This is a genomic window from Idiomarina sp., from assembly GCF_048265525.1.
In the GTDB taxonomy this organism is placed as follows: Bacteria; Pseudomonadota; Gammaproteobacteria; order Enterobacterales; family Alteromonadaceae; genus Idiomarina.
Genome location: NZ_JBLXBI010000002.1, coordinates 213,436 through 237,060, shown reverse-complemented (window position 1 = coordinate 237,060; position 23,625 = coordinate 213,436). Strand labels below are relative to the sequence as shown.

Sequence of the window (23,625 nt, the reverse complement as noted above, 5' to 3'; positions counted from 1 at the left end):
TGATCTGTATCAACCTAGTGTTCGGCATTATGGTAAATGTTTTGAACATCATCCAAATCGTTCAGCATATCCATCAAACGTTCAAACATTGGTAAATCATCCTCAGCTATGCTGGTCGTTACCTGAGGTAAAAACTGAATTTCGTCGGCTTCAAAATCGATATCAGGAAACGCGTTAGTTAAGGCCTGACGGGCTGCCGCGTACTCGGTATTTGGCGCAAATACAGTAACCAGACCATCTTCGAATTCAACGTCGGTAACATCAACATCAGCTTCCATCATGGCTTCCAGCACTTCGTCTTCACTGTCATGCCGGAAGGCAAAAATCGCACAGTGGTCAAATGAATGCGCAACGCTGCCCTGAGCGCCAATTTTTGATTTACTTTTGGTAAAGCAGTTACGGACATCGCCGAAGGTGCGGTTTGGGTTATCGGTTAAGCATTCGACAATGACCATACAGTTGCTGGGCCCATAACCTTCGTAACGCGCCGGAGAAAAATCTTCTCCTGCTCCGCCTTGTGCTTTGTCTATCGCTTTTTCGATAACGTGAGCAGGAACCTGGTCTTTTTTGGCCCGGTCTATCATGCCGCGTAACGCCAGATTACCGTCCGGGTCGGTACCACCCTGCTTGGCGCAAACATAAATTTCACGGCCATAACGGCTATAAACTTTACTCTTTGCATTCGCCGTTTTAGCCATAGACTCTTTTCGGTTTTGATAGGCGCGACCCATTCTGAATTTCTCACTGTTTAATTAAAGACCCAAAGATTCTACACAGGCAGCTGTTACTGGTCGAGTACTAGCAGAAATAAGTACCGGCTTAATTGCAGATTATTGATATAGCCAAGCTGTCTACCATAGAAGATTTTGATTCTTCAGTTAATGCTACATGGCAACGTAAACTCAGCGGCAGAAACAAACTGTTGAGTCAATTATGCAAAGCCCGATACCAGTATTATCCATGCGAAAACTTTATCTCAGTGCCTCTGACCGCCAGCAATTCATTGCTGACCTTGGTAGAGCTGCGCGTGATGTTGGCTTCTTCTACCTGGAAGACCACGGTATTTCACTGGCAGAACAGGTTAAGGTACTGGATACCGCTAAAACCTTTTTTGCGCTCAGTGATGCAGAAAAGAAACAGGTGCAGATGATTCATTCACCGCATTTTCGTGGCTACTCAGCAAACTATTCCGAGTTAACGGCAGGCCGGCGGGATCGTCGTGAACAATTTGATATCATGGACGAACTGCCTGCTCAGGCTGCGTCCGCTATACGCCATGAGTGGCAAAAACTCATAGGACCCAACCAGTGGCCACGGCAATTGCCTGCCATGAAAACCCAGTTGTTGTCCTGGCAGGACAAGCTAACCGAAGTGTCTCTGCAGCTTTTAGAGGCGTTATGCGAGAGTCTCGAGCAACCGGCTGACGCGTTGGCTGAAACCATCAGTAACGGTCCTTACCGTCATACTAAGCTTATTAAATACCCCGGCAGCCCAGAAGCCTCTGGTCAGGGTGTTGGTGCACATAAGGACCCGGGCTACCTCACCTTAGTTCTGCAAGACGAAAACAGCGGGCTGGAAGTGGAGTACGAGCAACAATGGTACAAGGTGGCTCCGCGTCCCGGTGCCTTTGTGGTGAACATTGGCGAATTACTGGAGCTGGCTTCTAATGGTTATTTAAAAGCGACGAACCATCGTGTTACCAGCCCTAAAGCGGGGGTTACCCGTTATTCATCGGCATTTTTCATGGCTGCTCAGCTGAATGCTTCGGTTCCTGTGTTAAAACTCCCTTCTCATTTAGCAAAACACGCTAAGGGGCCAACCAGCGATCCGGGCAACCCTTTGCTGCATAACGTTGGCGAAAACGTGATGAAAGGCAGAAAGCGCTCCCACCCGGACGTATCAGCGCGTTTTTACGCGCCAGAAGAAAAATGCAGCTCCTGTTAATTAATTTTTACTATAAAAATATAACAAAACGATATAAGTAAAGTTGTGTAAATCACTCGTGATTTTTAAAAATGACGTCAACTTGCGTGAGCGCTGACTTTCAAGACGTTAACATGGGGGTAACAACCCCTCAAATATTATAGCATTAATTATATTTCCACACTGTTGGCAAGGTTTACTTCTCAAGCATTCTCTACAGAATCTACTTATGTAACATAACGTTACGTATCTAGTGATGCTGTTTATCACTAATTTTAAATTCACAGAAAAACAACAAAGAGAATCTTATGATGACAAAAAATAAACAGCATAAGACGTTAATTGCTATCGCACTGTCAGGCTTGTTAGCTGGCACCAGCGTAGCAGCTGAAACCTTATCGCAGAACGGATCTGATAACGGCAACAATGGCGCAAAGCCATCACTGAAAGAGCGGTCAAATGGACCAGCAACCAGCTTTATCGTCAAGCTCAAGGATGGCTCTCAAGTTGTGCAACAAATGCAACAACAGTCGTCAGAACACCCTTCATCAAATGCTGCGGCTGTCGCCCAACAGATGCGTGGTTTTACATCGGTGCTTTCTAAGCGCACCGGCAAAAGTGTCGCCTTTGAGCGTTCAATGGCTCTGCAACAACATTTCGTAGTAAAAGCACAAGGCCGACTGAGCCCCGAAGAAACGAAAGAATACCTTCAGTCACTTAAAGCAGATAGCGACGTTGAATTCGTAGAGGAAAATAAAATCCTCCGTCACTTTGCCACACCAAACGACCCTAACTATGACGACCAGTGGCATTATTATGAAAGCGTTGGTGGGCTGAATGTTCCAACAGCGTGGGACTCAGTCGACGGCAGCGGCGTCGTTGTAGCCGTACTCGATACCGGTTATCGCCCACACTCTGATCTGGCCGGTAATATTTTACCCGGTTATGACATGATTTCAGATAGCTTTATCGCTAATGACGGCGACGGCCGTGACAGCGACGCACAAGATCCGGGCGACTGGGTCAGTGCCGGAGCATGTGGTAATGGCTACCCGGCTCAGGATCAAGACTCGAGCTGGCATGGCACTCACGTTGCCGGAACCATTGCCGCTGAAACAAATAACTCCAGCGGTGTCGCCGGCGTTGCCTATGGCGCTAAAATTGTACCCGTACGTGTTCTTGGTCGCTGTGGCGGAACCACAGCCGATATTGCCGACGGTATTGTCTGGGCCTCAGGAGGTTCTGTTCCGGGAACAAGCCCTAACGCTAACCCAGCCGATGTCTTAAACATGAGCCTGGGTGGCAGCGGCACCTGCTCCACCACCACGCAAAACGCAATCAACACAGCTCGCAACAACGGAGCTACAGTAGTCGTGGCTTCTGGTAACAGTGACGACAACTCAACCAACTACAACCCGGGTAACTGTAACGGCGTTGTTAACGTAGCGTCTACTGACCGCAATGGCGATCGCGCTTACTATTCAAACTATGGTTCGAATGTTGACGTTGCAGCGCCAGGTGGTGCAATGCAAAGCGCTAACGATCCTAACGGTGTGCTGTCTACTTACAACACAGGTACTTCAACGCCAGGCTCTGATAGCTACGGCTACAGCCAGGGTACGTCAATGGCAGCACCTCACGTAGCCGGTGCGGCCGCTTTAATTAAAGCAGCTGATCCTTCAGCAACACCAGATGATATCGAGCAGATTCTGCGCGATTCAGCCCGTTCTTTCCCGGGTAGTTGCAACGGTTGTGGTACTGGTATCGTTGATGCCGCTGCAGCAGTAGCACTGGCTTCCGGCAGCGGAAACGGCGGTGACAATGGAGGCGATGATGGTGGCGACGACGGCTCATCTGGCGGTGGTGGCACTGTTGATGACTTATCGGCGTCAACTAATGAGTGGAGCCGCTTCTATCTCGACGTTCCGGCTGGCATGTCCACATTGACAGTAACCATCACTGGTGGAAGCGGCGATGCGGATCTTTACCTGCGTCAGGGCAGCGAACCGACTCAGTCAGACTGGGACTGCCGTCCTTATAATGCAGGAAACGAAGAAGTCTGCACTATCGATAACCCTCAGGAAGGTCGCTGGCACATTGGTGTCTTTGCCTACAGCGCTTACTCAGGCGTCGATCTTGAAGCGCGCTATGAACCTTAATTAGCCACTACGCATAATTGCGCAAAAAAAGGGCACCAATTGGTGCCCTTTATACGTTAAAACTTCGGCTTAGCCCAACTCAGCATTAGAAGTTGGCTGTAGCTGACTGGCAAGCTTCAGTTCCGGTTTCACACAGTTCATAAACTACGTCACTGCCATCTGACTTAAAGCGATCGCGGTATCGACCTGAATTATCCAGGGTTTCGATAAACTCACCGTCACGATAAAGATCCACATCTCCGGCAGCTCCGCTCCAACGTAAATCAACTAAGGTTGTATCGTTACGCAAATGAGTCGCACGATAAACGCTCAGTTCGATGTCCGTTATACTGACATTAACCGACTGCGTTACGCTATCCGACAACTCAGTTTCATCTGTAACCGTTAATGTTACGTCGTAAATTCCGGCTTCAGAGTATGCATAAACCGGATTAGCTTCAGTCGATGTATTACCGTCCCCGAACTCCCATAAGTAGCTGGCAATATCGCCATCACTGTCTGACGAAGTATTGGTAAAGGTTACGGTTAAATCATCAACACTGGCTTCGAAGCCGGCAACCGGAGCATCCGGTAAGCCATCGTCTTCTTCCACCGCCGTTAACGTTAATGACCAGTGATTTAATGTTCCTGTATCAGCGCCAGCATTATCTGAAACGGTCAACGTCCAGTCTCCAGTCATATCTTCACCATTAAAGGTATCAACAGACCAGTTGCGCACTAAATCTTCAGTACTACCACCAGCACGGTCGTGCAATACATGCTCAGTACCTTCAGGCGAGGTTAAGCTGACAATCAAGTCGCCTTGCCAGGTATGAGTAATATCAACACTCACATCCGCACCAAAAACAACACCCGTTTCAGGTACGTTAATGACTCGCGAAATACCCTCACTGTCATTATCCGGAATGTCGGTATTCGCCGTATCTTCATAATAGAAGTCAGACAAACCTTGCGGCAGAACATACACAACCGAGCTCGCTTCACGGGTAATTTCACCCGTCTCAACATCAGAGCTGCTAACCGTAATGCTGTATTCGCCCCATTGCGTTTCATCGGTAGTGCTTACCAACACATCGACGCTGTCGCCTTCGCCGGCCTGGCTTGAAGACAGCGAAACATCCAGTTCAGGTTCCGCGGAAACACTTAAATCAACAGTGCCTGACCAATCTGCAATGCTGTCAACATCAAGAGTAAAGGAGGCGTTGTCACCCGCGACAATTTCCTGTCGACCCGGAGACAAAGTTAACAGGTAAGTCGGATCTGGATCGGCAGCTTCTAAAGCACTTAATGCGTTCAGACGCTTTCCTGAAGCAGTTTTACCCGATAATGCCGGAATACTCTCGCCTGAATCCATAAGAATTTGCTTTACTTCAGCAATTGTCAGGCTTGGATCAATTGACCAGACTAATGCGGCAACACCAGCAACATGTGGGCTGGACATTGATGTTCCGCTTGCCGTTGCATAGCCATCGTTTAAGTAAGTTGACAGAATTTCAGTACCCGGAGCACCTAAATCAACAGATTCCAGACCATAGGTTGACGTTCCGGACATACTGTCGGTACGCGTTGTATTGGCAACATTCACAATCCCGTCAAGATCATACCCACCCGGGTAGCTTGGCGTAACATCGGCATCGATACCATCGTTCCCTGCCGCTGAAACAAACATAATACCCTGATCAATACTGTCGCTGATGGCTGTTCTCAAAGACTCTGAATAAGCACCGCCACCCCAGGAGTTATTAGTCGCAACCAAATTTACACCATGGTTCGCCTTTAAATTGGCCATATAATCAATACACTCGATAGCGCCAGCTGTACTACCATAGCCATCTGCATCGAGGAACTGACAACCGATAATTTGCACATCCCAGTTAACCCCGGTAACGCCCACACCATTGTTTGATGTTGCACCAATGGTTCCGGCAACATGCGTGCCGTGGCCGTTTTCATCCATTGGATCACCGCTGGATGTTATAGCCGAGTAACCATAGCAATCATCGACAACACCATTGCCATCATCATCTTCCCCGTTGTCGCAGATTTCACCGGGGTTAACCCACATATTTCCAGCTAAATCCGGGTGAGTGTAGTCAACACCACTATCAATCACACCTATAACAATATTACTGTCACCGGTTGTAACATCCCAGGCTGGTCGCGCATCAATATCCGCACCCGGCGTACCGCCACTCTGACCGGTGTTTTCCAACGCCCACATATCACCGAAACCCGGATCATCCGGGGTAGCAAGTATATTAAACTTGGGATCTTTTGAATCGTTAATACTAATAACGTAGTTAGGCTCAGCAACCTCAACCAGCGGGTGCTGAGACAGACGCTTGATTAACGCATCACGCTGTTTTGCATTGCGTACGTTAACTTTAGCAATTCGGCCATCAGCAATATGACGCATTGCTATATCACGACCACTGTCATCGAGTGCGCGTAAACTGCCGCCCGCATTTTTGATTAAGTCTTGCCGTTGCTCTTTCGTCACTGACTGCTTAAACATCACCAGCAGTGAATCATCATCAGCTTTCTTATCGGTTGCCGCTACAGCTGAACCCGCGACTAACGCCATAGAAATACCAACGACTAACTTTTTAATATTAGCCATTTTGCTTCCTCTGTCTTGTTGTTTTATGAATTATCGTCGTGCCTAAAACTTAAGCACTAGAAAATAACTAGCATATTTTTGACGTAAATATATCTCGAAAGATATAGCTTTACGAAATCTGATCATAAATACGAATAAAGGACTAGGACGTTTGGTGCAGGGAAGCGACTGGAAAAATTCAAAGCAATGAAAATTAAAGATATTTCAATTCAAAAACATCATCAATAAGTCACATAAAATACCCCTTTCATACGATTGTTCAGCTCTCTGAACCACCTATTCTTGTTAGCGGAATTATTAACAAAAGGTGTTCCGCTTTGACTTACAAAAAACAACTTTTAGCAGCACTGGTTTTGCTTTTTGTCTCACTCCCCGGAGTGGCAGTGGCAAAAGACATTCCTGTTGCGCTAGCAGGGTTACTGGAGCGGCAGGCCCTTGCAAACCATGCGGAAATTGCTCAACTCGGATCTTATAACCTCACTTCAGTTATCCAGTCGGGCGAGCAAAATTACGCGTATTTGGTTCAGTCAGGCTTTGAGAACACTCTGAGTCTGGAACAGCAAGGGTTCAATAATTCTGTCACTGCAGAACAATCAGGACGCGGTAATTCAGCAACCATCCTGCAGTTGGGGAATAGCAACCTTGTTCAGCTACAACAGCTGGGTAACGACAACGCTATCACTATCCAACAATCAGGCTCTGCCGCTGAAATGTCCATCACGCAGTTTTGATTACAACAATTACGGAGAACAATCATGTCTAAAATACTCATAAAGAAAAGTGCTATCGCTCTTGCTATAGGCATTGCCTTTGCAGGTAGCGCGGTTGCCGAAAATCATATTGCCGTCATCAACCAGGAATCGGCTGGCGCCGCTGAAATTGGTAACGAAGTTTATGTCGAACAAGCCGGTGTTTTACACTGGGCATATGCCGACCAGTACGGTGACGATAACGTTACATCACTGCTGCAGTTTGACCAATGGCAGGAAGCTTATGCTTACGTAACCGGTGATTTCAACTTGGTCGAAGGCGAGCAGTCTGGATTGTGGAACATTTTTAATGCCGATGTCGTTGGTGACGATAACTGGTTATCAGCTTATCAGGAAGGCAGTTTGAACTCTGCCAATATCTTCCTGCAGGGCGACGGTAACACAGCAATTGCTGATCAGTCCGGTGATGCAAACGAGGCAACCATCGACCTCAGTGGTGACTATAATGCAGCAGAAATTTATCAGTCAGGCGACTCCAACTGGAGCAACTTCCAGATTTCGGGCAGTGACAACCTATTCTTAAGTGAACAGTCTGGCTCACTGAATGAGTCAGGCTATTTCAATGCGTCGGGCGACCGCAATACCTTTGAAGCATCACAAGAAGGTGACGGTAACGTTGCAGGTGTTGTGGGTGCAGACGGCGATGACAACGAAGTTTATGCTCAGCAATATGGTTCATCTAACATTTTCATTGCCGAAGACTTACAGGGCAACGAAAACTTTGTCGATGTATTTCAGGACGGTTCAGCAAACGAATTCCTGATTCAGCCTATTCAAGGCGAAGCTAACTTTATTGTCGTTCAGCAGCAAGGTAGCTCAAACGTTGTTGAAGCCGCGAATGGCATGATTGGTAACGACAACTTAATTGATGCGTACCAACGCGGAGACAATAACTACGCAGTATTTGCAACCGAAGGCGACATGCATAATGTTGAGCTTGAGCAGGCTGGCGATAACAACACTGCCGTCGGTGAATCTTACGGTGAGCAAAACGACATCATGGTCAGCAGCCGTGGCGATGATAACTTTAACGCAGTGGCTGTCCAGGGCGTTTCTAACGACATTCAGAGCCGTCAGCGCGGTGATGCAAACACAGCCGAAGTTGTGTTTGTTGGTGACGACAACGATGTCATGTCTAACCAGGTTGGTGATGGCAACGTCACTCTTGCTTACTCTTACGATGCAGGCACAACCTCAGGCAACACGTTAGATTCCGAACAGCAAGGTGATATTAACTTAATCGATACCATTATTGGCGGCGATGAGAACCTTATCAGCTTCTATCAGGAAGGTAATAGCAACGTTATAGCTGGCGATGAAGGTTCATTCATTGTTGGCGGTAGCGGCGGTAGTGTTGATATTCAGCAAGTAGGTGACTACAACGTTGTTACTGGCGGTCAGGCCAGTGACGGCAACACTATGAGCGTATATCAGCAGGGCGACTATAACGTCGCTACTGTTGTTCAATACTAAGAAGTAAGATTAGCGGCTGCGTCATTTTGGTGCAGCCGCTTTCTTAGTCCTTATGCTAAAGAAACTCATTCTACTCGTTCTGCTGTTTACTCCGGTTAGTCAAGCCGACGAAATAGAGCTTGGCGGCATGGTGCTGGACCGAACCATTTCGCGTTTCGGTAAAGACTTCTTCTTCTACTACACCAGCTATTGGCGTGACATTCCTTCAACTAACGGCATTACCGTTGTTATTCACGAGCAAGTCTATCCGCAGGCTGGCACCTATTTATGGGTAGAGATGGAGCAGACAAAGGTTTTCGAAACTTACTTCGGAAGACGACAAAACGATGTCAAGAAAATGGCCGAGAAAGCCATTTTGATCAGTATTAACGAAGTCGCGCGAGTAAAAGCGGACTCTGTATTTGATACGCCACAAGATAATAATTTTTAAAGGCGCAGATTATGAAATTACGTTGGCTCTTCATTAGTTGTTTGCTTGTGGCAGTGAATGCCGCAGCAACTGAAATTGTCTATCAACCTATCAACCCGAGCTTTGGTGGAAACCCAATGAACGGGAGTTTTTTATTACAAAAAGCACAAAGTCAGAATGCCCATTCAGCACCTGACGCCGACCGCTCTTTTGTTGATCGTTTTCGTGAAGCGTTAGAGCGTAATATCATCAATTCACTTACCCGTCGCATTGCAGATGGCGAAATTGTTGAAGGCCTGTATGACACAGGTGAATACACGGTTGAAGTAGTTGGTCAGCCAGACGGTAGCGTTGTTGTCTACATCACTCATAACGGCAGTGGTGAACAGACTGTTATCACCATGCCTTCAATATAGTTGAGGAGAATTATCATGCGTAAACTTTTCCTCATTCTAGCTTCACTTATTATGAGTGGCTGTGCGTTAATGCCCAAGCCAACGGACATCAATGTACAGCCCGCTGAAATTGACGCTCCCAGCTCGACAATGACGACTTTAAAGCAAAGCCCATTACCTCAAACCCGTATTCCGGTATCGGTTTATTCCTTTAGGGATCAAACGGGGCAGTATAAACCACAGGCTAATGTTTCCAGTTTCTCTACCGCAGTGACTCAGGGAGCAACCTCTATGCTCACTCAAATGTTACTGGAATCAGGCTGGTTCTTACCTATGGAGCGTGAAAACCTGCAAAATTTGTTAACCGAGCGAAAGATACATAACTCCAGCAAAAATAAAGAGCTTCCTCCGTTAAGTGAGGCCAGGCTGCTGCTGGAGGGCGGTATTATAAGCTACGACACCAATGTTAGTACCGGAGGTATCGGCGCAGAATATTTTGGTATTGGTGCATCTGAACTCTACCGGGAAGATCAGGTATCCGTCTATTTGCGAGCGGTAGACGTTTATAGTGGGCAGGTGCTGGTTTCGGTATCAGCAAATAAAAAAGTGTTCTCTCAAGAACTACGGGCAGGCCTGTTTCGCTACGTATCTCTCAACCGGCTAGCCGAATTCGAAGGCGGCTACTCAACCAACGAACCGGTTCAATTGTCGGTAAAACAAGCAATGGAGAAGGCGCTGGTAGAGTTAATAGAAAAAGGCCTGGATATGGGGTATTGGCGTGCAGATAGTTAATCAGCGTTAAACGGATGTCGCGTAACTGGACCACTTTAGTAGTTCGACCCGGTTACGCGCACCGGTCTTTCGAAAAATGGAAGACAAGTGTGTCTTCACGGTATGAGCACTGATATTTAAGTGCTCAGCAATTTCTTTATTGCGGGCTCCGGTAGCAACCAACTCTATAATTTTTAACTCTTGTGGCGTAAGGGAGCTAATTTGAGACACGGTAGTAAAAGAATCATCCGCTTGCCGGCGCAGCATCATTTCTTCAATTTTATCCGAAAGCAATGAACGCGGATAATAGAGCTCCCCCTGGCTTATCACTTTTATTGCAGTCAGTACGCGGTCTAAATGATCGTTTTCATAGATGATACCGCGAGCACCAAGGTTCAGGGCCTGAATAGGACGAACATCGTCTTTTCTCGCATTAACTAAAAATAACGGATAGGTTTTGGTTAATGCAGCAATTTCATTGGTAATGTGAGAACGAGATAACTGCTCCGACCCTAGAGAATAAGCCACCATGGTTTCGGGCTCTGGCGAATGATCAACAAGTTCAGAAAGTGCACGATGGACGACTGACATTTCTAAGGATTCTGCAAGCAACCCTAAGTTCTGCGTACGTTTTTGGTGTTCAATTAACGCTAACCGAGTGTAACGCCCCATAACAGCCCCCTAAACCTAAAAACTTATTTTTATTACTGTGCTTCTCTTCTTATATTCTTCTTATATTACATTTTTCCAACGACTCATGTAGCTCTTTACAATATATGATTAAAATTTGTACTGAAAGACATGGCACCTTAGAACATGTAACAAAATGTAACAAGCATTCTGATTTATCTCATACCATTTAAAATAAAGAGCGACAGGCTTACCTTCCCCGGCGAAATAAGCGACAAAAAGGCTGTGATCCCGTATAATGTTGGTCAGCAGATAAAGTTGAGTGTTTTAGTCAGGTATTTTATACTGTCGGCCAGTAACGGGCGAAACTCCCATCCGCAGCTTTTAGAGTGGGTAAATCATGAGTGAACAGATTGATCAGGCGCTTGCGCGTAAATACGACGCAGGCTTCGTTTCAGAAATAGAGTCAGAAACTTTCCCAATTGGTTTGGACGAAGACGTCATTGCCCGTCTGTCCGCCATTAAGGGTGAGCCTGAATGGATGCTGGAATGGCGTCTGAAGGCTTATCGCACCTGGTTAAAAATGGAAGAGCCTGACTGGGCACACGTCGATTATCCTAAGGTAGATTACCAGTCAATTTCATACTACTCCGCACCTAAGAGTATGAAAGACAAGCCTAAGTCGTTAGACGAGGTTGATCCGGAACTGCTACGCACATACGAAAAGCTGGGTATTCCTCTGCATGAGCAGGAAATGCTGGCTGGCGTAGCCGTCGATGCGGTCTTCGACTCGGTTTCTGTCGTCACCACCTTCCGCGAGAAACTGGAAGAAGCAGGCGTGATCTTCTGTCCTATCTCCGAAGCTCTTCACAAGTACCCTGATTTAGTTAAAAAGTACTTAGGTACTGTAGTTCCCCGTGGCGATAACTTCTTTGCCGCGCTGAACAGCGCCGTATTCACCGATGGCTCGTTTGTTTATATTCCAAAAGGCGTTCGCTGCCCTATGGAACTGTCAACTTACTTCCGTATAAACGAACAGAATACCGGGCAGTTTGAGCGTACCTTAATTGTTGCCGAAGAAGGCAGCCATGTCAGTTATCTGGAAGGTTGTACTGCACCACAACGCGACGAAAACCAGCTGCACGCAGCGGTGGTTGAGCTAGTAGCTTTGGACGATGCTGAGATAAAATACTCTACCGTACAAAACTGGTATCCGGGTGATGAAAACGGCAAAGGCGGTATCTATAACTTTGTAACTAAGCGTGGCCTGTGCGAGAAAAACGCTAAAATTTCCTGGACTCAGGTAGAGACAGGCTCAGCGGTTACCTGGAAGTATCCAAGCTGTATTCTTAAAGGCGATAACAGCGTTGGTGAATTCTACTCAGTTGCGTTAACCCGCGGCAGACAACAAGCCGATACCGGCACCAAAATGATCCACTTAGGTAAAAACACCAAGTCGACCATCATTTCCAAAGGTATTTCCGCCGGTCGCAGTAATAACGCTTACCGTGGTCTGGTGCGTATGGGTCCTGGTGCCGAAGGCGCACGTAACTTTACTGAATGTGACTCGCTACTTATTGGCGACCAGTGCGGCGCACACACATTCCCATATATAGAAAGCAGCAATCCAACGGCGATTGTTGAGCACGAAGCCACCACCTCTAAGGTGAGTGACGATCAATTATTCTTATGTAGGCAACGAGGCCTGGACCCTGAAAAAGCAGTCTCAATGATTGTAAATGGCTTCTGTAAAGAGGTATTCCGCGAACTGCCAATGGAGTTTGCGGTGGAAGCCGGTAAGTTGCTTGAAATCAGTCTTGAAGGTTCAGTGGGGTAAAACATGCTATCGATTAAAGATTTGCACGCACGTGTAGAAGAAACAACGATTTTGAAAGGCCTGAATCTGGAAATAAAACCCGGCGAAGTACACGCCATTATGGGTCCTAACGGCGCCGGTAAAAGTACTTTAGGTTACGTTTTATCTGGTCGCGATGGCTACGAAGTTGAAAGCGGCAGCGTTGAAATGGACGGTAAAGACTTACTGGACATGGAAGTAGAAGAGCGCGCCCAAGCCGGTATATTTCTGGCTTTCCAGTACCCTGTTGAAATTCCCGGCGTAAGCAACATGGAATTTATGAAGGAATCTGTAAATGCTATGCGTGAAGCTCGTGGCGAAAACGCCTTAAGCTCTGCAGAGTTTTTGAAAAAAGCAAAAGAAGCCTGTAAGCAAGTTGAATTACCGCTGGATTTCTTAAAACGTGGCGTCAATGAAGGTTTTTCCGGCGGCGAGAAAAAGCGTAACGAAATTATGCAGCTGATCATGCTGGAGCCTAAACTGGCCATCCTTGATGAGTCCGACTCAGGTCTGGACGTAGACGCGTTGCAAGTTGTCGCCAATGGCGTTAACAGTCAGCGTGACGGTAAGCGCAGCTTTATTGTTGTTACTCACTACCAACGCCTGCTGGATTACATTCAGCCAGATTACGTTCACATTTTGTCTAAAGGCAAAATTGTGAAAAGTGGCGGTCCTGAACTGGCGAAAGAAGTCGAAGCCTCAGGTTATGCCTGGTTAGCTGAAGCAGAAGGAGCAGATGCATGAGTCAATGGTTAAACCACGTTTTAGAGCGTGCCTCGACCGTTGACGATTGGCTATCTCCGGTCCGGGCCCAAGCCTTGGACACGTTAAAGCAACAGCAATGGCCGACACGCCGCACCGAAGCATGGCGTTATACCTCGTTGCATCCGGTTGCTGATTTAGAGCTGAAATCCAGCACCGGTAACGCGACCGCCGAAGCACCAGTCATTGAAGGCTTAAACAGTCTGGATTTGGTGTTTGTGGACGGCCAGCTTAGTACCGACATCAGCAAGCTTAAGTTACCTGAAGGCATCACTATTAGTGAGCTGTCAGCGCCCAGCGAACCCGCTGAAGCTATTTTTGCGCAAGTAAAACCCAGCCGTCATTTGTTTGGCCTGGTAAACGACGTATTGGCGCAGCAAGGTGTCGTTATCGACATTGCGGCTGGCGCTAAAGTTGAACAACCCATTCGCATTGTTAACTTTGCGTCTGCCGGTATCGAGTCTCATCAGCGCACGCTGGTACGTGTTGGTGAAAATGCGCAGGCAACCATTATTGAGCACGGCAGCGGCTCAGGTAACAGCCTGAATACGGTCTTTGCTGAATATGACATAGCCGAAAAAGCGCGTTTAGAGCATTACCGTTTTGCCCTGCACGAAGGCGAAGCGATTCATATTGGCGGCAGTCACTTTAAACTGCACGATCACGCCAGACTGAACAGCACCCTAATTGGCTACGGCAGTCAGTTAACGCGTCTGGACGTAGACATTGAACACGCTGGTGAGCATGCGTTCGCCAAGTTTAATAACGTGTATTTACTGGCTCCACGCCAGCACTTCGATCTGCACAGCACCATCGAACATGCCTCACCTAACGGCACGACCGAAGAGAACGCCCGCGGCATTATCGGTGACAGGGCAAAAGCAGTATTTAATGGCCGCATTCATATTCACCGCCATGCGCAAAAAACCCTGGCCGAACTGAATAATCGTAACCTGCTGCTGACTCGTGGTGCGCAAATTAATACTAAGCCCGAGCTGGAAATTTACGCAGACGATGTACAGTGTGCGCACGGTGCAACGGTTGCTGAAATTGACGAAGAAGCGTTGTATTACATGCTGACGCGTGGCATCGACAGGCAACAAGCGCTGGTTATGCTCAACTTTGGTTTCGTACAGGAAATGGTTTTCCAGATGCCAAATAAAGCCCTGGCCGACTGGTTGCAGCCGATTTTGAAAACCCGCTTTGAAAGTATGATGGAGAAGCAATGAGCCTGAACGTTGCACAAATTCGTGAGCAGTTTCCGATACTGCAACGGCAGGTAAACGGTAAACCACTGGTTTATCTGGATAACGCTGCCACCACGCAAAAGCCACAAGCGGTCATCGATGCGCTGACGGATTACTATACTCAGTGCAACGCTAATGTTCATCGCGGAGCTCATTATCTTTCTGATGAAGCCACCCGTCGCTACGAAGCCGCACGTAAAACCGTAGCTGATTACATACATGCTAATCGTCAAGAAGAGGTTATCTGGACCAGCGGCACCACCGAAGGTATTAACCTGGTCGCTAATGGTGTTGCTCAGCGCTTAAAACCCGGTGAAGAAGTACTGGTGACCGAAATGGAACACCATGCGAACCTGGTCACCTGGCAACAGGCGTGTAAGCGTTCTGGCGCCACGTTAAAAGTCGTACCCATTAATGAAGACGGTTCACTCAATACCGAGCAATTTCACGCTCTGCTGAGTGAGAACACGGCTTTCGTTTCAATGCCGCACATTTCAAATGCGCTGGGCACCATCAACCCAATTAAAGAACTCACCGCTGCCGCCAAGGCCAAAGACGCTCTGGTGATGATTGATGGCGCACAAGGCGTGGCGCACGGCGCTATCGACGTACAGGACATCGGTTGTGATTTTTACGCGTTTTCCGGTCATAAGCTATTCGGGCCAACCGGCATTGGCGTATTATGGGGTTGTTACGAGGTTTTAAAAGACTGGCCTATATGGTTAGTCGGCGGGGAAATGATAGCGACAGTCAGTTACCAGGACGCCACCTGGGGTGAATTACCCAACCGACTGGAAGCCGGTACACCAAATATCGCGGGAGCCATTGGTCTGGCGGCAGCGATAAACTGGTTACAGCAATTTAATAAGGCCGATATTTTAGCTCACGAAACCGCTTTACTGGCACGCGCAACACAACTAGCAGAGCAAACCGATGGCTTAACCATTGTTGGTCACGCCGACAACAAAATTGGTGTGCTAAGCTTTATTTTAGACGGCGCACACCCGGCTGATATTGGCTTTTTGCTGGACAAACAAGGTATTGCCATTCGTACTGGTGACCACTGCGCTCAACCGCTTATGAAACGCCTGAATGTACCAGGTACTGCGCGAGCGTCATTTACCATTTATAATACGTTAGACGAGGTTGATAAGCTTTTTGAAGGCATCAACAAAGCTCGTTTAATGCTAGCCTAATGGCAGGAGGAGACTCATGTCTGTAGAAACATTTGTACCATCGTCTTCGTTAATTTCGATGACAGAAAACGCTGTACGTTACTTTGAGTCACGCTTAAAAGATGAACCGGGCAAGCTAATTCGCCTTTCTACTAAGCAAAGTGGCTGTACGGGTTATGCCTATGTGCTTGATTCCGTCGATGCGATGGAAGACGGCGATGAAGTGGTCGATATTAACGACAACATCAAAGTCGCTATTGCCTCTAATGCGCTGGAACTGGTACGTAACACGGAAATTGATTACGTAAAAGAAGGCATTAACGGCGTGGTTAAATTCAACAACCCGAATGTTGTTAATGAGTGTGGTTGCGGCGAAAGCTTCAACGTGCAGTAACGGAAGTTTAAATTATGCAGCAAAAAATGGTGTCCACCACCCGTGAAGTAAAAGCGCGTCGCGTACCAACGGGTGAGCCTAAAGTTATTCCTAAGGGTGAGTTTGTTACTATTACTCAGGATTTAGGCGGTAACTATACGGTTACCTTTCAGGGTAACATGCTGCGCATAGACGGCACTGATGCGGATGCTATTGGTCGTAAGCCAGAAAAGCTCGACTTTGAAGCACCAGCAAACGGAGAAGTTTCGGAAGATCAGGTCTGGGAAGCGTTAGAGACTATTTATGATCCGGAAATTCCGATTAACTTAGTTTCGCTGGGACTTATCTACAAAGTCGCTGTTGATAAAGATTCCGGTATCGTTACTATTGATATGACCTTAACCGCACCAGGCTGCGGTATGGGTCCGGTATTAGTTGGTGATGTTGAATATCGGGTTTCCCTGGTACCGCACGTTAAAAATGTGAACGTTGAGCTGGTTTTTGACCCACCCTGGTCACGTGACATGATGAGCGAAGAAGCTCAGCTTGAAGCCGGCGTCTTCTTTTAACTTTAGTTGTCCTTTTAACTTATAAGTGAAGGTTATTGGTAAGCATGAATTTACCCAGCACAGATGAAATCATTGATGACTTAGAGTTTTTAGATGACTGGGAGCAACGTTACCAGTACATCATTGATTTAGGTAAAGCATTGCCCGGTCTACAGGAAAGCCAGCATAAAGATGAGTATTTGGTGCGCGGCTGCCAAAGTAATGTCTGGCTTATTAGTGAAGAAAAAAACGGCAAACTGTTGCTGCACGTTGATAGCGACGCAGTCATTGTTCAGGGGTTGTTGACCTTAGTTATGGCGGCTTACCACGACAAAACTCCGGAACAAATTCTTGCTTTTGATATCGACAACTACTTTGCTCAGCTGGACTTAGAAAACCACATTACACCGACTCGCGGAAACGGCTTACGTGCTATTGTTGGAAGAATTCAGCAGTTGGCAAAAAGCAGCCAGGCTTAAATGGTATTAAACAACTCCTGTACTTTAGTCGACACGCTCTGATAAGTCGTTAACAGACGCGAGTCGACTTTATCCAGCCGTTCCTTCATTCGAACTAAACGCTCCAGTTTAAGTGCAATACGTAAACATTGGCCCATAGGCCCGGCGCAGTCCTCAACCGCTTTTTTCGTTTGCTCAGATAACGGCAGTTTTTCAAAGAAACTGGCTTTATCCACGCCCAGCATAATATCAACACCCGAGAGTAAACCCACGAAATAGCATTGATCAGCATCTAAATCCGGCGAGTTTTGCCATTTAGCCAGTTCATAGCACATTTGTGCTCTCACTAAGACCATTCGGGACGCTTCAGGGCTACTTGCAGTGACTGCACCAATTAAAGCTATCCAGCGCCGTAGCTTTTCAATACCCAGACGCATAATAACGTCTTTTACCCGGGTTATCGGACTGGCTGTCGGGTATAGGGGGCTATTTACAATTTTAAGTAAACATACCGACAACTGAGGGTCTTCAGAAATGACCCGGGAAAGCTCGGTCAAGTCGGGCTCTTCCTCAAAACAAAGCGACAATACTTTTGCCAGTTGCAAGGATGATGGTTCCATCCTGGTTCCGTAAACAACCGCTGGTTTTGCAAAGTAATATCCCTGGAACAGCTCAAAACCTAACTCTTCGTATTCCTGCTTAGTAGCCTCGTCTTCGACTCGCTCAGCCAGCCATTTACCTTTGAAGCCACTCAGTTTCCGCTTAAAAGCCCGCGCTTGCGCCAAGGTTAAAGTCGATACGTCCACTTTAATGTAAGACGCATACTGTAGCAGCGGCTCCCACGCAGGGTCGAACTCAAAATCATCCAGCGCAAAACGAAAACCTTTCTCATACCAACGCGCAACCGCATTGACTACTGCCCTAGTTGGCTTAATTCGCTCCACCAACTCAATAACCACTTTGTTCGGTTCGAGAGGTAAAAAGCTTTGTGACACTAAAAATTCGCTGGAAACATTGATAAAAGCAGTAGCATCGTAATGTTCGGTTTGATCGGTAATGCCAGCGCATAGATTAAACACGACTTCGCTGGTTGCCGCTGTGTCTCCGACCGTTTCTGCTGTTAAATTCAAAGCACTGCGATACAGCAGCTCAACCGCATAAAACCGATTTTTATTATCGTAAATTGGTTGAGCTGCTAGCAGTGGGAAGCTTTCAGCCATCTTTTTTAGTGTCTTTAGCGGCTTCCATTGCACTTAGAATATCAGATGATAAGGAGTCCAGTTGATTGGTCGGCTGTGGCAACATAATCACTTTACTGGCGGCAGTATCGAAAGAACCCAATACATCGACATAGTTAGTAAATTTCAGCAAATCGATGACATCTTTAGAGGATATATCGTTTGCCTGATCGGTAACCATGGCAATAGAATCCCGCAAACCTTCAGCAATCGCTAAACGCTGACCGGCAATACCCTGACCCTGCAAAATTTTCGATTCTTTGTCGGCTTCAGCCTGCTTCACCAGCATAATTTTTTCAGCTTCCGCCTTATGCTCTGCTGCACGACGCTCTCTTTCTGCGGCGTTAATTTGGTTCATTGAATCTTTAACCGACTGGTCCGGGTCAATGTCTGTCACCAGCGACGCAATAATCTCAAAACCATATTCTTCCATGGTATCGCGCAACTGCTCTTTTACATCTTTAGAAATAGAGTCTTTATTGTCGAATACAGCGTCCAGATTCTGCTTAGGAATTTGCGCGCGCACCGTATCAAACACGTAAGACTGCATTTGCCACTCGGGGTTTTCCAGTTGATAAAACGCATTATAAACTGAGGTTTCATTACTCACGCGATACTGTACTGACACCCGGACAATAACAAACACGTTATCGTTTGTTTTGGTCTCAACATCGACATCCAGCTGCCGCGTTCTCATTGACTGTTTATGAGCGACCTGCTCAATAAGCGGGATAATAAAGTTAAGCCCCGGCGTCAGCATGCGCCGATAACGCCCGAACAACTCAACCAGATACACGCTTTGCTGCGGCACAATGCGCACCGACGCTATCAGTAAGAGTAAAACAACTACAGCGGCAACTACCCACATAATATTAAAGTCATTGTTCATTATTGAATCCTCATAATACGAGAGTGGGAGTGAAAAGAGATTAACGGGAAATGAGAAAAATATAGAAAGAATGATGCAAAGGCTTCGCCGTCTATAGCGAAGCCTTTACTGGTCAGTAATTACTCCGGAAGCTCTTCAAACCCCATGTGATACAAAGTAAAACCGAAGATATCGGAATACTGCTCAATGGTTTTTGAAACCGGTGTGCCAGCACCGTGTCCAGCGTTGGTTTCAATACGAATAAGCTGAGGATTTTCACCGCCCGCTTTGTCCTGAAGCTCCGCCGCAAACTTAAATGAGTGCGCTGGAACCACGCGATCATCATGGTCACCCGTAGTGATCAGCGTTGCCGGATAAGCCACGCCTTCTTCCACGTTATGGACAGGCGAGTAGCCAATCAAATACTCGAACATTTCTTTGCTGTCGTCGGCAGTACCGTAGTCATACGCCCAACCCGCACCAGCGGTGAAAGTATGATAGCGAAGCATGTCCAGAACCCCAACTGCCGGTAATGCGACCGCAAACAGCTCAGGACGCTGAGTCATGACTGCGCCAACTAGCAGACCGCCGTTAGAACCACCGCGAACAGCCAGATGATCAGATGACGTATACTTCTCATCAATCAGGTATTCAGCTGCGGCAATAAAGTCGTCAAAAACATTTTGCTTTTGCAGTTTGGTACCCGCTTTATGCCAGTCTTTACCGTATTCACCGCCACCGCGTAAGTTAGCAACGGCGTAAACGCCACCCATTTCTAACCAGGCTGCGTTAGCAATGCTGAACGAAGGCGTCAGACTGATATTAAAACCACCATAACCATACAGAATTGTCGGGTTTGAGCCATCCAGCTTAGTGCCCTTCTTGTAGGTAATGATCATAGGGACTTCGGTGCCGTCTTTAGACGTATAAAACACCTGCTTTGATTCATAGTTTGCCGGGTCAAAATCGGCACCAGACTCAGCATAAACTTCAGAGCCGCCCTGGTCCGGATCAAACTTATAAATCGTTGACGGTGTGCTGTAATTAGTAAAGGTATAGTACAATTCGTCCGCTTCTTTTTTACCTGAGAAGCCACCTATGCTGCCTACGCCCGGCAACTGCACTTCACGAACCATATCGCCGTTATAAGCGTATTGTTTCACCTTAGCTACGGCATCGACCATGTACTCGGCAAAGATATAACCCGCACCGGTTGATACGCTCAACACGTTTTCTGTTTCTGGAATAAAGTCTTCCCAATTTTCAGGCGTTGGATTACTGGCATCAACGGTCACAACACGCTGGTTTGGCGCGTCTAAGTTCGTCACTAGATAGAGCTTTGAGCCGTCGTTATCTAATACGCGAGTATCCGAATCGGTATGATCCAGAACGGTGACCAGCTTACTGTCTTCTTCTGTAAGATCTTTAATAAAGAGCTTATTGCCAGAGGTGGAGTTTGCCGCCGAAATCATCAGGTAACGGTCGTCATCGGTAACGTAGCCGCCAACGTAACGGTGCTTCTCAGCATCCGTTCCACCAAACACCAGTTTGTCATCAGACTGGTCTGTACCCAGCTCGTGGTAATACAGCTTGTGCTGGTCGGTCTTTGCAGAAAGCTCACTGCCTTCTGGCTTATCATAACTGGAGTAGTAGAAACCTTCATTGTCTACCCAGGAAATACCGCTGAACTTCACATCCACTAACGGCTCTTCCAGCTGTTCTTTGGTTTCGGCGTCAATAACCCGAATTTTACGCCAGTCACTGCCGCCCTCAGAAATTGAATATGCCGCTAACGAACCGTCGTCAGAAAAGGTTAGCTGCGCCAGCGAGGTTGTTCCGTCTTCACTAAAGGTGTTCGGATCCAGGAATACTTCCGGATCTTCGTCACCTTTCTGGCGGTACACCACATACTGGTTTTGCAAGCCGTCGTTTTTGTAGAAATAGGTGTAATCGCCCTCTTTAAACGGCGCGCTGATTTTCTCGTAGTTCCACAACTCGGTCAGACGCTTTTCTATCGTCTCGCGATATGGAATAGACTCTAAGTGTGCGAAAGTCACTTCATTCTGAGCTTTAACCCAGTTTTCGGTCTCTTCGCTACGGTCATCTTCTAACCAGCGATACGGGTCCGCTACTTCGGTACCAAAGTAGGTATCAACCACATCGCCTTTACGCGTTTCCGGATACGACATAGATTGCGTATTCGCCTCTTGTTCTGTTTCAGCATTTTGTGAACAGGCTGTCAGCAAACTGACTGCAACTGCTCCCAGTAGATATTTCATTGTTATTATCCTTATCAACTTTTTGTAGCAAGTTCTTATAGGCAGCACGTTAATTTAGCAAAATCTCCTGTTAGAAAGTAGCACAAATAAGTATCAAGATGTGTACAAACACCAGCGTTTTTCAGCTAATTGCTCCAGCCAGAAACGAAGCTCTCCTTCAAGCGCACGGTCTTCTTTTATCGGCGCAAATTCTTTTTCAATGTCGTTTAGCATGTATTCCACGTCTACAGATAAGGATTCCGAGGTACCCTTTACTCTTTGCCTCAGCCGAACCCCCTGGCACGAGGCCAGAAGAGTCGCGATAGCAACTTGTCCAGTTAACTCCAAAACTCTCACACAGTCCCGGGCCGCAATGGTTCCCATGCTCACCTTATCCTGATTGTGACACTCAGTAGAGCGGGAAAAAACGCTGGCAGGCATAGTCAGCTTTAGTGCTTCTGCAGTCCAGGCAGAACAGCCAATTTGAACCGCTTTAAATCCATGATTAATAGCAGCTCTTGAGGAATCGGCTGCAGATAAGTTTGCCGGTAAACCGTTATTAACTTTCTGATCCATCAACAGCGCCATTTGCCTGTCATGTAAATCGGCCAGATTAGCCACTTGGGTTTTTAGCGTGTCCATCGCCATAGCAATATGGCCACCATAGAAATGACCACCGTGCAGAACCTGTTCTCGCTCGGCGTCAATAATAGGGTTGTCATTGGCGCTGTTCAGTTCATTTTCTATTGTTTGCCTAAGCCAGGGTAGAGCATCTTTTAATGCGCCTACAATATGCGGAGCACAGCGAATGGAGTACCGATCCTGCAAACGCGCAGAATTTCTTTGTGTGGGTATTTCCCCTAAATCATGGCGTATCCACTTAGCCACCTGTTGTTGACCCACATGCGGCTTAACCTGAAATAAATGTTCGTCAAAGTGCTGAGCGTTTCCGTCAAGCGCGTAACACACCAAAGACGTAATACGACTCGACAGACGACTGAAGTAATCCGCTTTGTCAAAGTTCAGACAAGCAACTGCAGTCATAACTGCCGTGCCGTTCATCAGTGCCAGAGCTTCTTTGGGTCTAAGTTTATAAGGGGATAACCCAAAGGTGTTAAAGGCTTCCGCACTTGAAATGACCTGCCCGCGAAAATGCACTTTATTTTCACCAACAAGCGCACTGGCAATATAGGATAAAGGCGTTAAGTCACCGCTGGCGCCAACGCTCCCTTCTTGAGGAATAAGAGGCAATATATCCTCATTTATCATAAGGGTCAGTCGCTCAAGTAACTCCCAGCTTACTCCCGAGTACCCTTGCGCCAGAGAACATAAACGAACCGCGAGAATGGCCCGCACCGTTGCTTTATCAAAATGCTCGCCCAGGCCACAACCGTGAAAGCGCGTAAGGTGCAGCGGCAGTTCATCAACTAAATCGGTGGGAACAGCTACTGTACAGCTGTCTCCATAGCCGGTCGTCACACCATAAATAACACCATCTTCCAACAGGAGTTTATCGAGAAAGTCCGCACCAGCCTGAATCCTCTCCCGGAATAGAGGCTCTGAATTCAGTTCTGCTTTTGCCTCACATCGAGAAAGTCGGACAATATCTTCAATTCTTAAGGTGCCTGCACCAAACCATACGTTTTTCTTCATCACAGCTCAATTATCGTTGTTTGACGTTTAATTTACTTGC

21 protein-coding genes are annotated in these 23,625 nt (G+C 47.1%); 14 read left to right on the top strand and 7 right to left on the bottom strand.

Going from position 1 to position 23,625, the window contains the following annotated elements:
* Positions 1-14: 14 nt before the first annotated feature.
* Complete coding sequence (locus tag ACN0TF_RS06595) at positions 15-731, bottom strand: YebC/PmpR family DNA-binding transcriptional regulator (protein WP_417441267.1); 717 nt, start codon at positions 729-731, stop codon at positions 15-17.
* A 202-nt stretch (positions 732-933) separates the two neighbouring features.
* Between ACN0TF_RS06595 and ACN0TF_RS06590 the strand changes: the two genes are divergently transcribed.
* Positions 934-1,944: an isopenicillin N synthase family dioxygenase gene (locus ACN0TF_RS06590; protein WP_417441266.1), complete on the top strand. Its 1,011-nt coding sequence runs from the start codon at positions 934-936 to the stop codon at positions 1,942-1,944.
* Between the two features lie 287 nt (positions 1,945-2,231).
* A complete protein-coding gene (locus tag ACN0TF_RS06585; protein ID WP_417441265.1) occupies positions 2,232-4,082 on the top strand; it encodes a S8 family peptidase in 1,851 nt (616 codons plus the stop codon).
* A gap of 85 nt (positions 4,083-4,167) precedes the next feature.
* Here the strand turns inward: ACN0TF_RS06585 and ACN0TF_RS06580 are convergent, their stop codons facing one another.
* The gene (locus ACN0TF_RS06580) at positions 4,168-6,702 is read right to left on the bottom strand and encodes a S8 family serine peptidase (RefSeq protein WP_417441264.1); all 2,535 of its coding nucleotides are present in this window, start codon (positions 6,700-6,702) and stop codon (positions 4,168-4,170) included.
* A 317-nt stretch (positions 6,703-7,019) separates the two neighbouring features.
* Here ACN0TF_RS06580 and ACN0TF_RS06575 point away from each other — a divergent pair, with 317 nt between their 5' ends.
* The 5 genes from ACN0TF_RS06575 to ACN0TF_RS06555 are packed head-to-tail and all read left to right on the top strand — an operon-like array spanning position 7,020 to position 10,541.
* A complete protein-coding gene (locus tag ACN0TF_RS06575; protein WP_110012972.1) occupies positions 7,020-7,433 on the top strand; it encodes a curlin subunit CsgB in 414 nt (137 codons plus the stop codon).
* 24 nt (positions 7,434-7,457) lie between these two features.
* Positions 7,458-8,945 (top strand): hypothetical protein, encoded by a 1,488-nt coding sequence (locus ACN0TF_RS06570; RefSeq protein ID WP_110012971.1) that lies wholly within the window; start codon positions 7,458-7,460, stop codon positions 8,943-8,945.
* 52 nt (positions 8,946-8,997) lie between these two features.
* Positions 8,998-9,375 (top strand): curli production assembly/transport protein CsgE, encoded by a 378-nt coding sequence (locus tag ACN0TF_RS06565; protein ID WP_110012970.1) that lies wholly within the window; start codon positions 8,998-9,000, stop codon positions 9,373-9,375.
* 11 nt (positions 9,376-9,386) lie between these two features.
* Positions 9,387-9,770, top strand: coding sequence for a curli assembly protein CsgF (locus ACN0TF_RS06560; RefSeq protein WP_110012969.1), 384 nt, complete (start codon positions 9,387-9,389; stop codon positions 9,768-9,770).
* Positions 9,771-9,782: 12 nt separating this feature from the next.
* A complete protein-coding gene (locus ACN0TF_RS06555) occupies positions 9,783-10,541 on the top strand; it encodes a CsgG/HfaB family protein (RefSeq protein ID WP_417441431.1) in 759 nt (252 codons plus the stop codon).
* 6 nt (positions 10,542-10,547) lie between these two features.
* Here the strand turns inward: ACN0TF_RS06555 and ACN0TF_RS06550 are convergent, their stop codons facing one another.
* Positions 10,548-11,192, bottom strand: a complete 645-nt coding sequence (locus ACN0TF_RS06550; protein WP_417441263.1) for a response regulator transcription factor — start codon at positions 11,190-11,192, stop codon at positions 10,548-10,550.
* A 358-nt stretch (positions 11,193-11,550) separates the two neighbouring features.
* On the opposite strand from ACN0TF_RS06550, the gene sufB reads away from it, so the two are divergent.
* The 7 genes from sufB to ACN0TF_RS06515 are packed head-to-tail and all read left to right on the top strand — an operon-like array spanning position 11,551 to position 17,589.
* Entirely contained in the window at positions 11,551-12,987 is a 1,437-nt protein-coding gene (gene sufB / locus ACN0TF_RS06545) for a Fe-S cluster assembly protein SufB (RefSeq protein WP_054488734.1), read from the top strand.
* Positions 12,988-12,990: 3 nt separating this feature from the next.
* Positions 12,991-13,749 (top strand): Fe-S cluster assembly ATPase SufC, encoded by a 759-nt coding sequence (sufC, locus tag ACN0TF_RS06540; protein WP_034819043.1) that lies wholly within the window; start codon positions 12,991-12,993, stop codon positions 13,747-13,749.
* On the top strand, positions 13,746-14,996 hold the full coding sequence (sufD, locus tag ACN0TF_RS06535) for a Fe-S cluster assembly protein SufD (protein ID WP_011233415.1): 1,251 nt from the start codon (positions 13,746-13,748) through the stop codon (positions 14,994-14,996). Before sufC ends, sufD begins: the two co-directional genes overlap by 4 nt.
* Positions 14,993-16,210 (top strand): aminotransferase class V-fold PLP-dependent enzyme, encoded by a 1,218-nt coding sequence (locus tag ACN0TF_RS06530; RefSeq protein ID WP_417441262.1) that lies wholly within the window; start codon positions 14,993-14,995, stop codon positions 16,208-16,210. The genes sufD and ACN0TF_RS06530 overlap by 4 nt, the downstream gene beginning before the upstream one ends.
* A gap of 16 nt (positions 16,211-16,226) precedes the next feature.
* Positions 16,227-16,583, top strand: coding sequence for a HesB/IscA family protein (locus ACN0TF_RS06525; RefSeq protein WP_011233413.1), 357 nt, complete (start codon positions 16,227-16,229; stop codon positions 16,581-16,583).
* Positions 16,584-16,597: 14 nt separating this feature from the next.
* Positions 16,598-17,131, top strand: coding sequence for a putative Fe-S cluster assembly protein SufT (gene sufT, locus ACN0TF_RS06520; RefSeq protein WP_417441261.1), 534 nt, complete (start codon positions 16,598-16,600; stop codon positions 17,129-17,131).
* A 44-nt stretch (positions 17,132-17,175) separates the two neighbouring features.
* Entirely contained in the window at positions 17,176-17,589 is a 414-nt protein-coding gene (locus tag ACN0TF_RS06515) for a SufE family protein (RefSeq protein WP_417441260.1), read from the top strand.
* Here ACN0TF_RS06515 and ACN0TF_RS06510 read toward each other — a convergent pair.
* The 4 genes from ACN0TF_RS06510 to ACN0TF_RS06495 form a co-directional block, all read right to left on the bottom strand.
* A complete protein-coding gene (locus ACN0TF_RS06510; RefSeq protein ID WP_417441259.1) occupies positions 17,586-18,788 on the bottom strand; it encodes an EAL and HDOD domain-containing protein in 1,203 nt (400 codons plus the stop codon). The genes ACN0TF_RS06515 and ACN0TF_RS06510 overlap by 4 nt on opposite strands.
* The gene (locus ACN0TF_RS06505) at positions 18,781-19,695 is read right to left on the bottom strand and encodes an SPFH domain-containing protein (RefSeq protein ID WP_417441258.1); all 915 of its coding nucleotides are present in this window, start codon (positions 19,693-19,695) and stop codon (positions 18,781-18,783) included. Before ACN0TF_RS06505 ends, ACN0TF_RS06510 begins: the two co-directional genes overlap by 8 nt.
* A gap of 119 nt (positions 19,696-19,814) precedes the next feature.
* On the bottom strand, positions 19,815-21,953 hold the full coding sequence (locus ACN0TF_RS06500) for a prolyl oligopeptidase family serine peptidase (RefSeq protein ID WP_417441257.1): 2,139 nt from the start codon (positions 21,951-21,953) through the stop codon (positions 19,815-19,817).
* Between the two features lie 93 nt (positions 21,954-22,046).
* A complete protein-coding gene (locus ACN0TF_RS06495) occupies positions 22,047-23,585 on the bottom strand; it encodes an HAL/PAL/TAL family ammonia-lyase (protein ID WP_414018810.1) in 1,539 nt (512 codons plus the stop codon).
* Between the last annotated feature and the right edge of the window lie 40 nt (positions 23,586-23,625).

Coding starts and splice junctions, on each gene's coding strand:
- ACN0TF_RS06580 (WP_417441264.1), bottom strand. CDS start 6,702: ATGGCTAATATTAAAAAGTTAGTCGTTGGTATTTCTATGGCGTTAGTC.
- ACN0TF_RS06510 (WP_417441259.1), bottom strand. CDS start 18,788: ATGGCTGAAAGCTTCCCACTGCTAGCAGCTCAACCAATTTACGATAAT.
- ACN0TF_RS06570 (WP_110012971.1), top strand. CDS start 7,458: ATGTCTAAAATACTCATAAAGAAAAGTGCTATCGCTCTTGCTATAGGC.
- ACN0TF_RS06585 (WP_417441265.1), top strand. CDS start 2,232: ATGATGACAAAAAATAAACAGCATAAGACGTTAATTGCTATCGCACTG.
- sufC (WP_034819043.1), top strand. CDS start 12,991: ATGCTATCGATTAAAGATTTGCACGCACGTGTAGAAGAAACAACGATT.
- ACN0TF_RS06595 (WP_417441267.1), bottom strand. CDS start 731: ATGGGTCGCGCCTATCAAAACCGAAAAGAGTCTATGGCTAAAACGGCG.
- sufD (WP_011233415.1), top strand. CDS start 13,746: ATGAGTCAATGGTTAAACCACGTTTTAGAGCGTGCCTCGACCGTTGAC.
- ACN0TF_RS06505 (WP_417441258.1), bottom strand. CDS start 19,695: ATGAACAATGACTTTAATATTATGTGGGTAGTTGCCGCTGTAGTTGTT.
- ACN0TF_RS06515 (WP_417441260.1), top strand. CDS start 17,176: ATGAATTTACCCAGCACAGATGAAATCATTGATGACTTAGAGTTTTTA.
- ACN0TF_RS06495 (WP_414018810.1), bottom strand. CDS start 23,585: ATGAAGAAAAACGTATGGTTTGGTGCAGGCACCTTAAGAATTGAAGAT.
- sufT (WP_417441261.1), top strand. CDS start 16,598: ATGCAGCAAAAAATGGTGTCCACCACCCGTGAAGTAAAAGCGCGTCGC.
- ACN0TF_RS06560 (WP_110012969.1), top strand. CDS start 9,387: ATGAAATTACGTTGGCTCTTCATTAGTTGTTTGCTTGTGGCAGTGAAT.
- sufB (WP_054488734.1), top strand. CDS start 11,551: ATGAGTGAACAGATTGATCAGGCGCTTGCGCGTAAATACGACGCAGGC.
- ACN0TF_RS06550 (WP_417441263.1), bottom strand. CDS start 11,192: ATGGGGCGTTACACTCGGTTAGCGTTAATTGAACACCAAAAACGTACG.
- ACN0TF_RS06590 (WP_417441266.1), top strand. CDS start 934: ATGCAAAGCCCGATACCAGTATTATCCATGCGAAAACTTTATCTCAGT.
- ACN0TF_RS06530 (WP_417441262.1), top strand. CDS start 14,993: ATGAGCCTGAACGTTGCACAAATTCGTGAGCAGTTTCCGATACTGCAA.
- ACN0TF_RS06525 (WP_011233413.1), top strand. CDS start 16,227: ATGTCTGTAGAAACATTTGTACCATCGTCTTCGTTAATTTCGATGACA.
- ACN0TF_RS06565 (WP_110012970.1), top strand. CDS start 8,998: ATGCTAAAGAAACTCATTCTACTCGTTCTGCTGTTTACTCCGGTTAGT.
- ACN0TF_RS06500 (WP_417441257.1), bottom strand. CDS start 21,953: ATGAAATATCTACTGGGAGCAGTTGCAGTCAGTTTGCTGACAGCCTGT.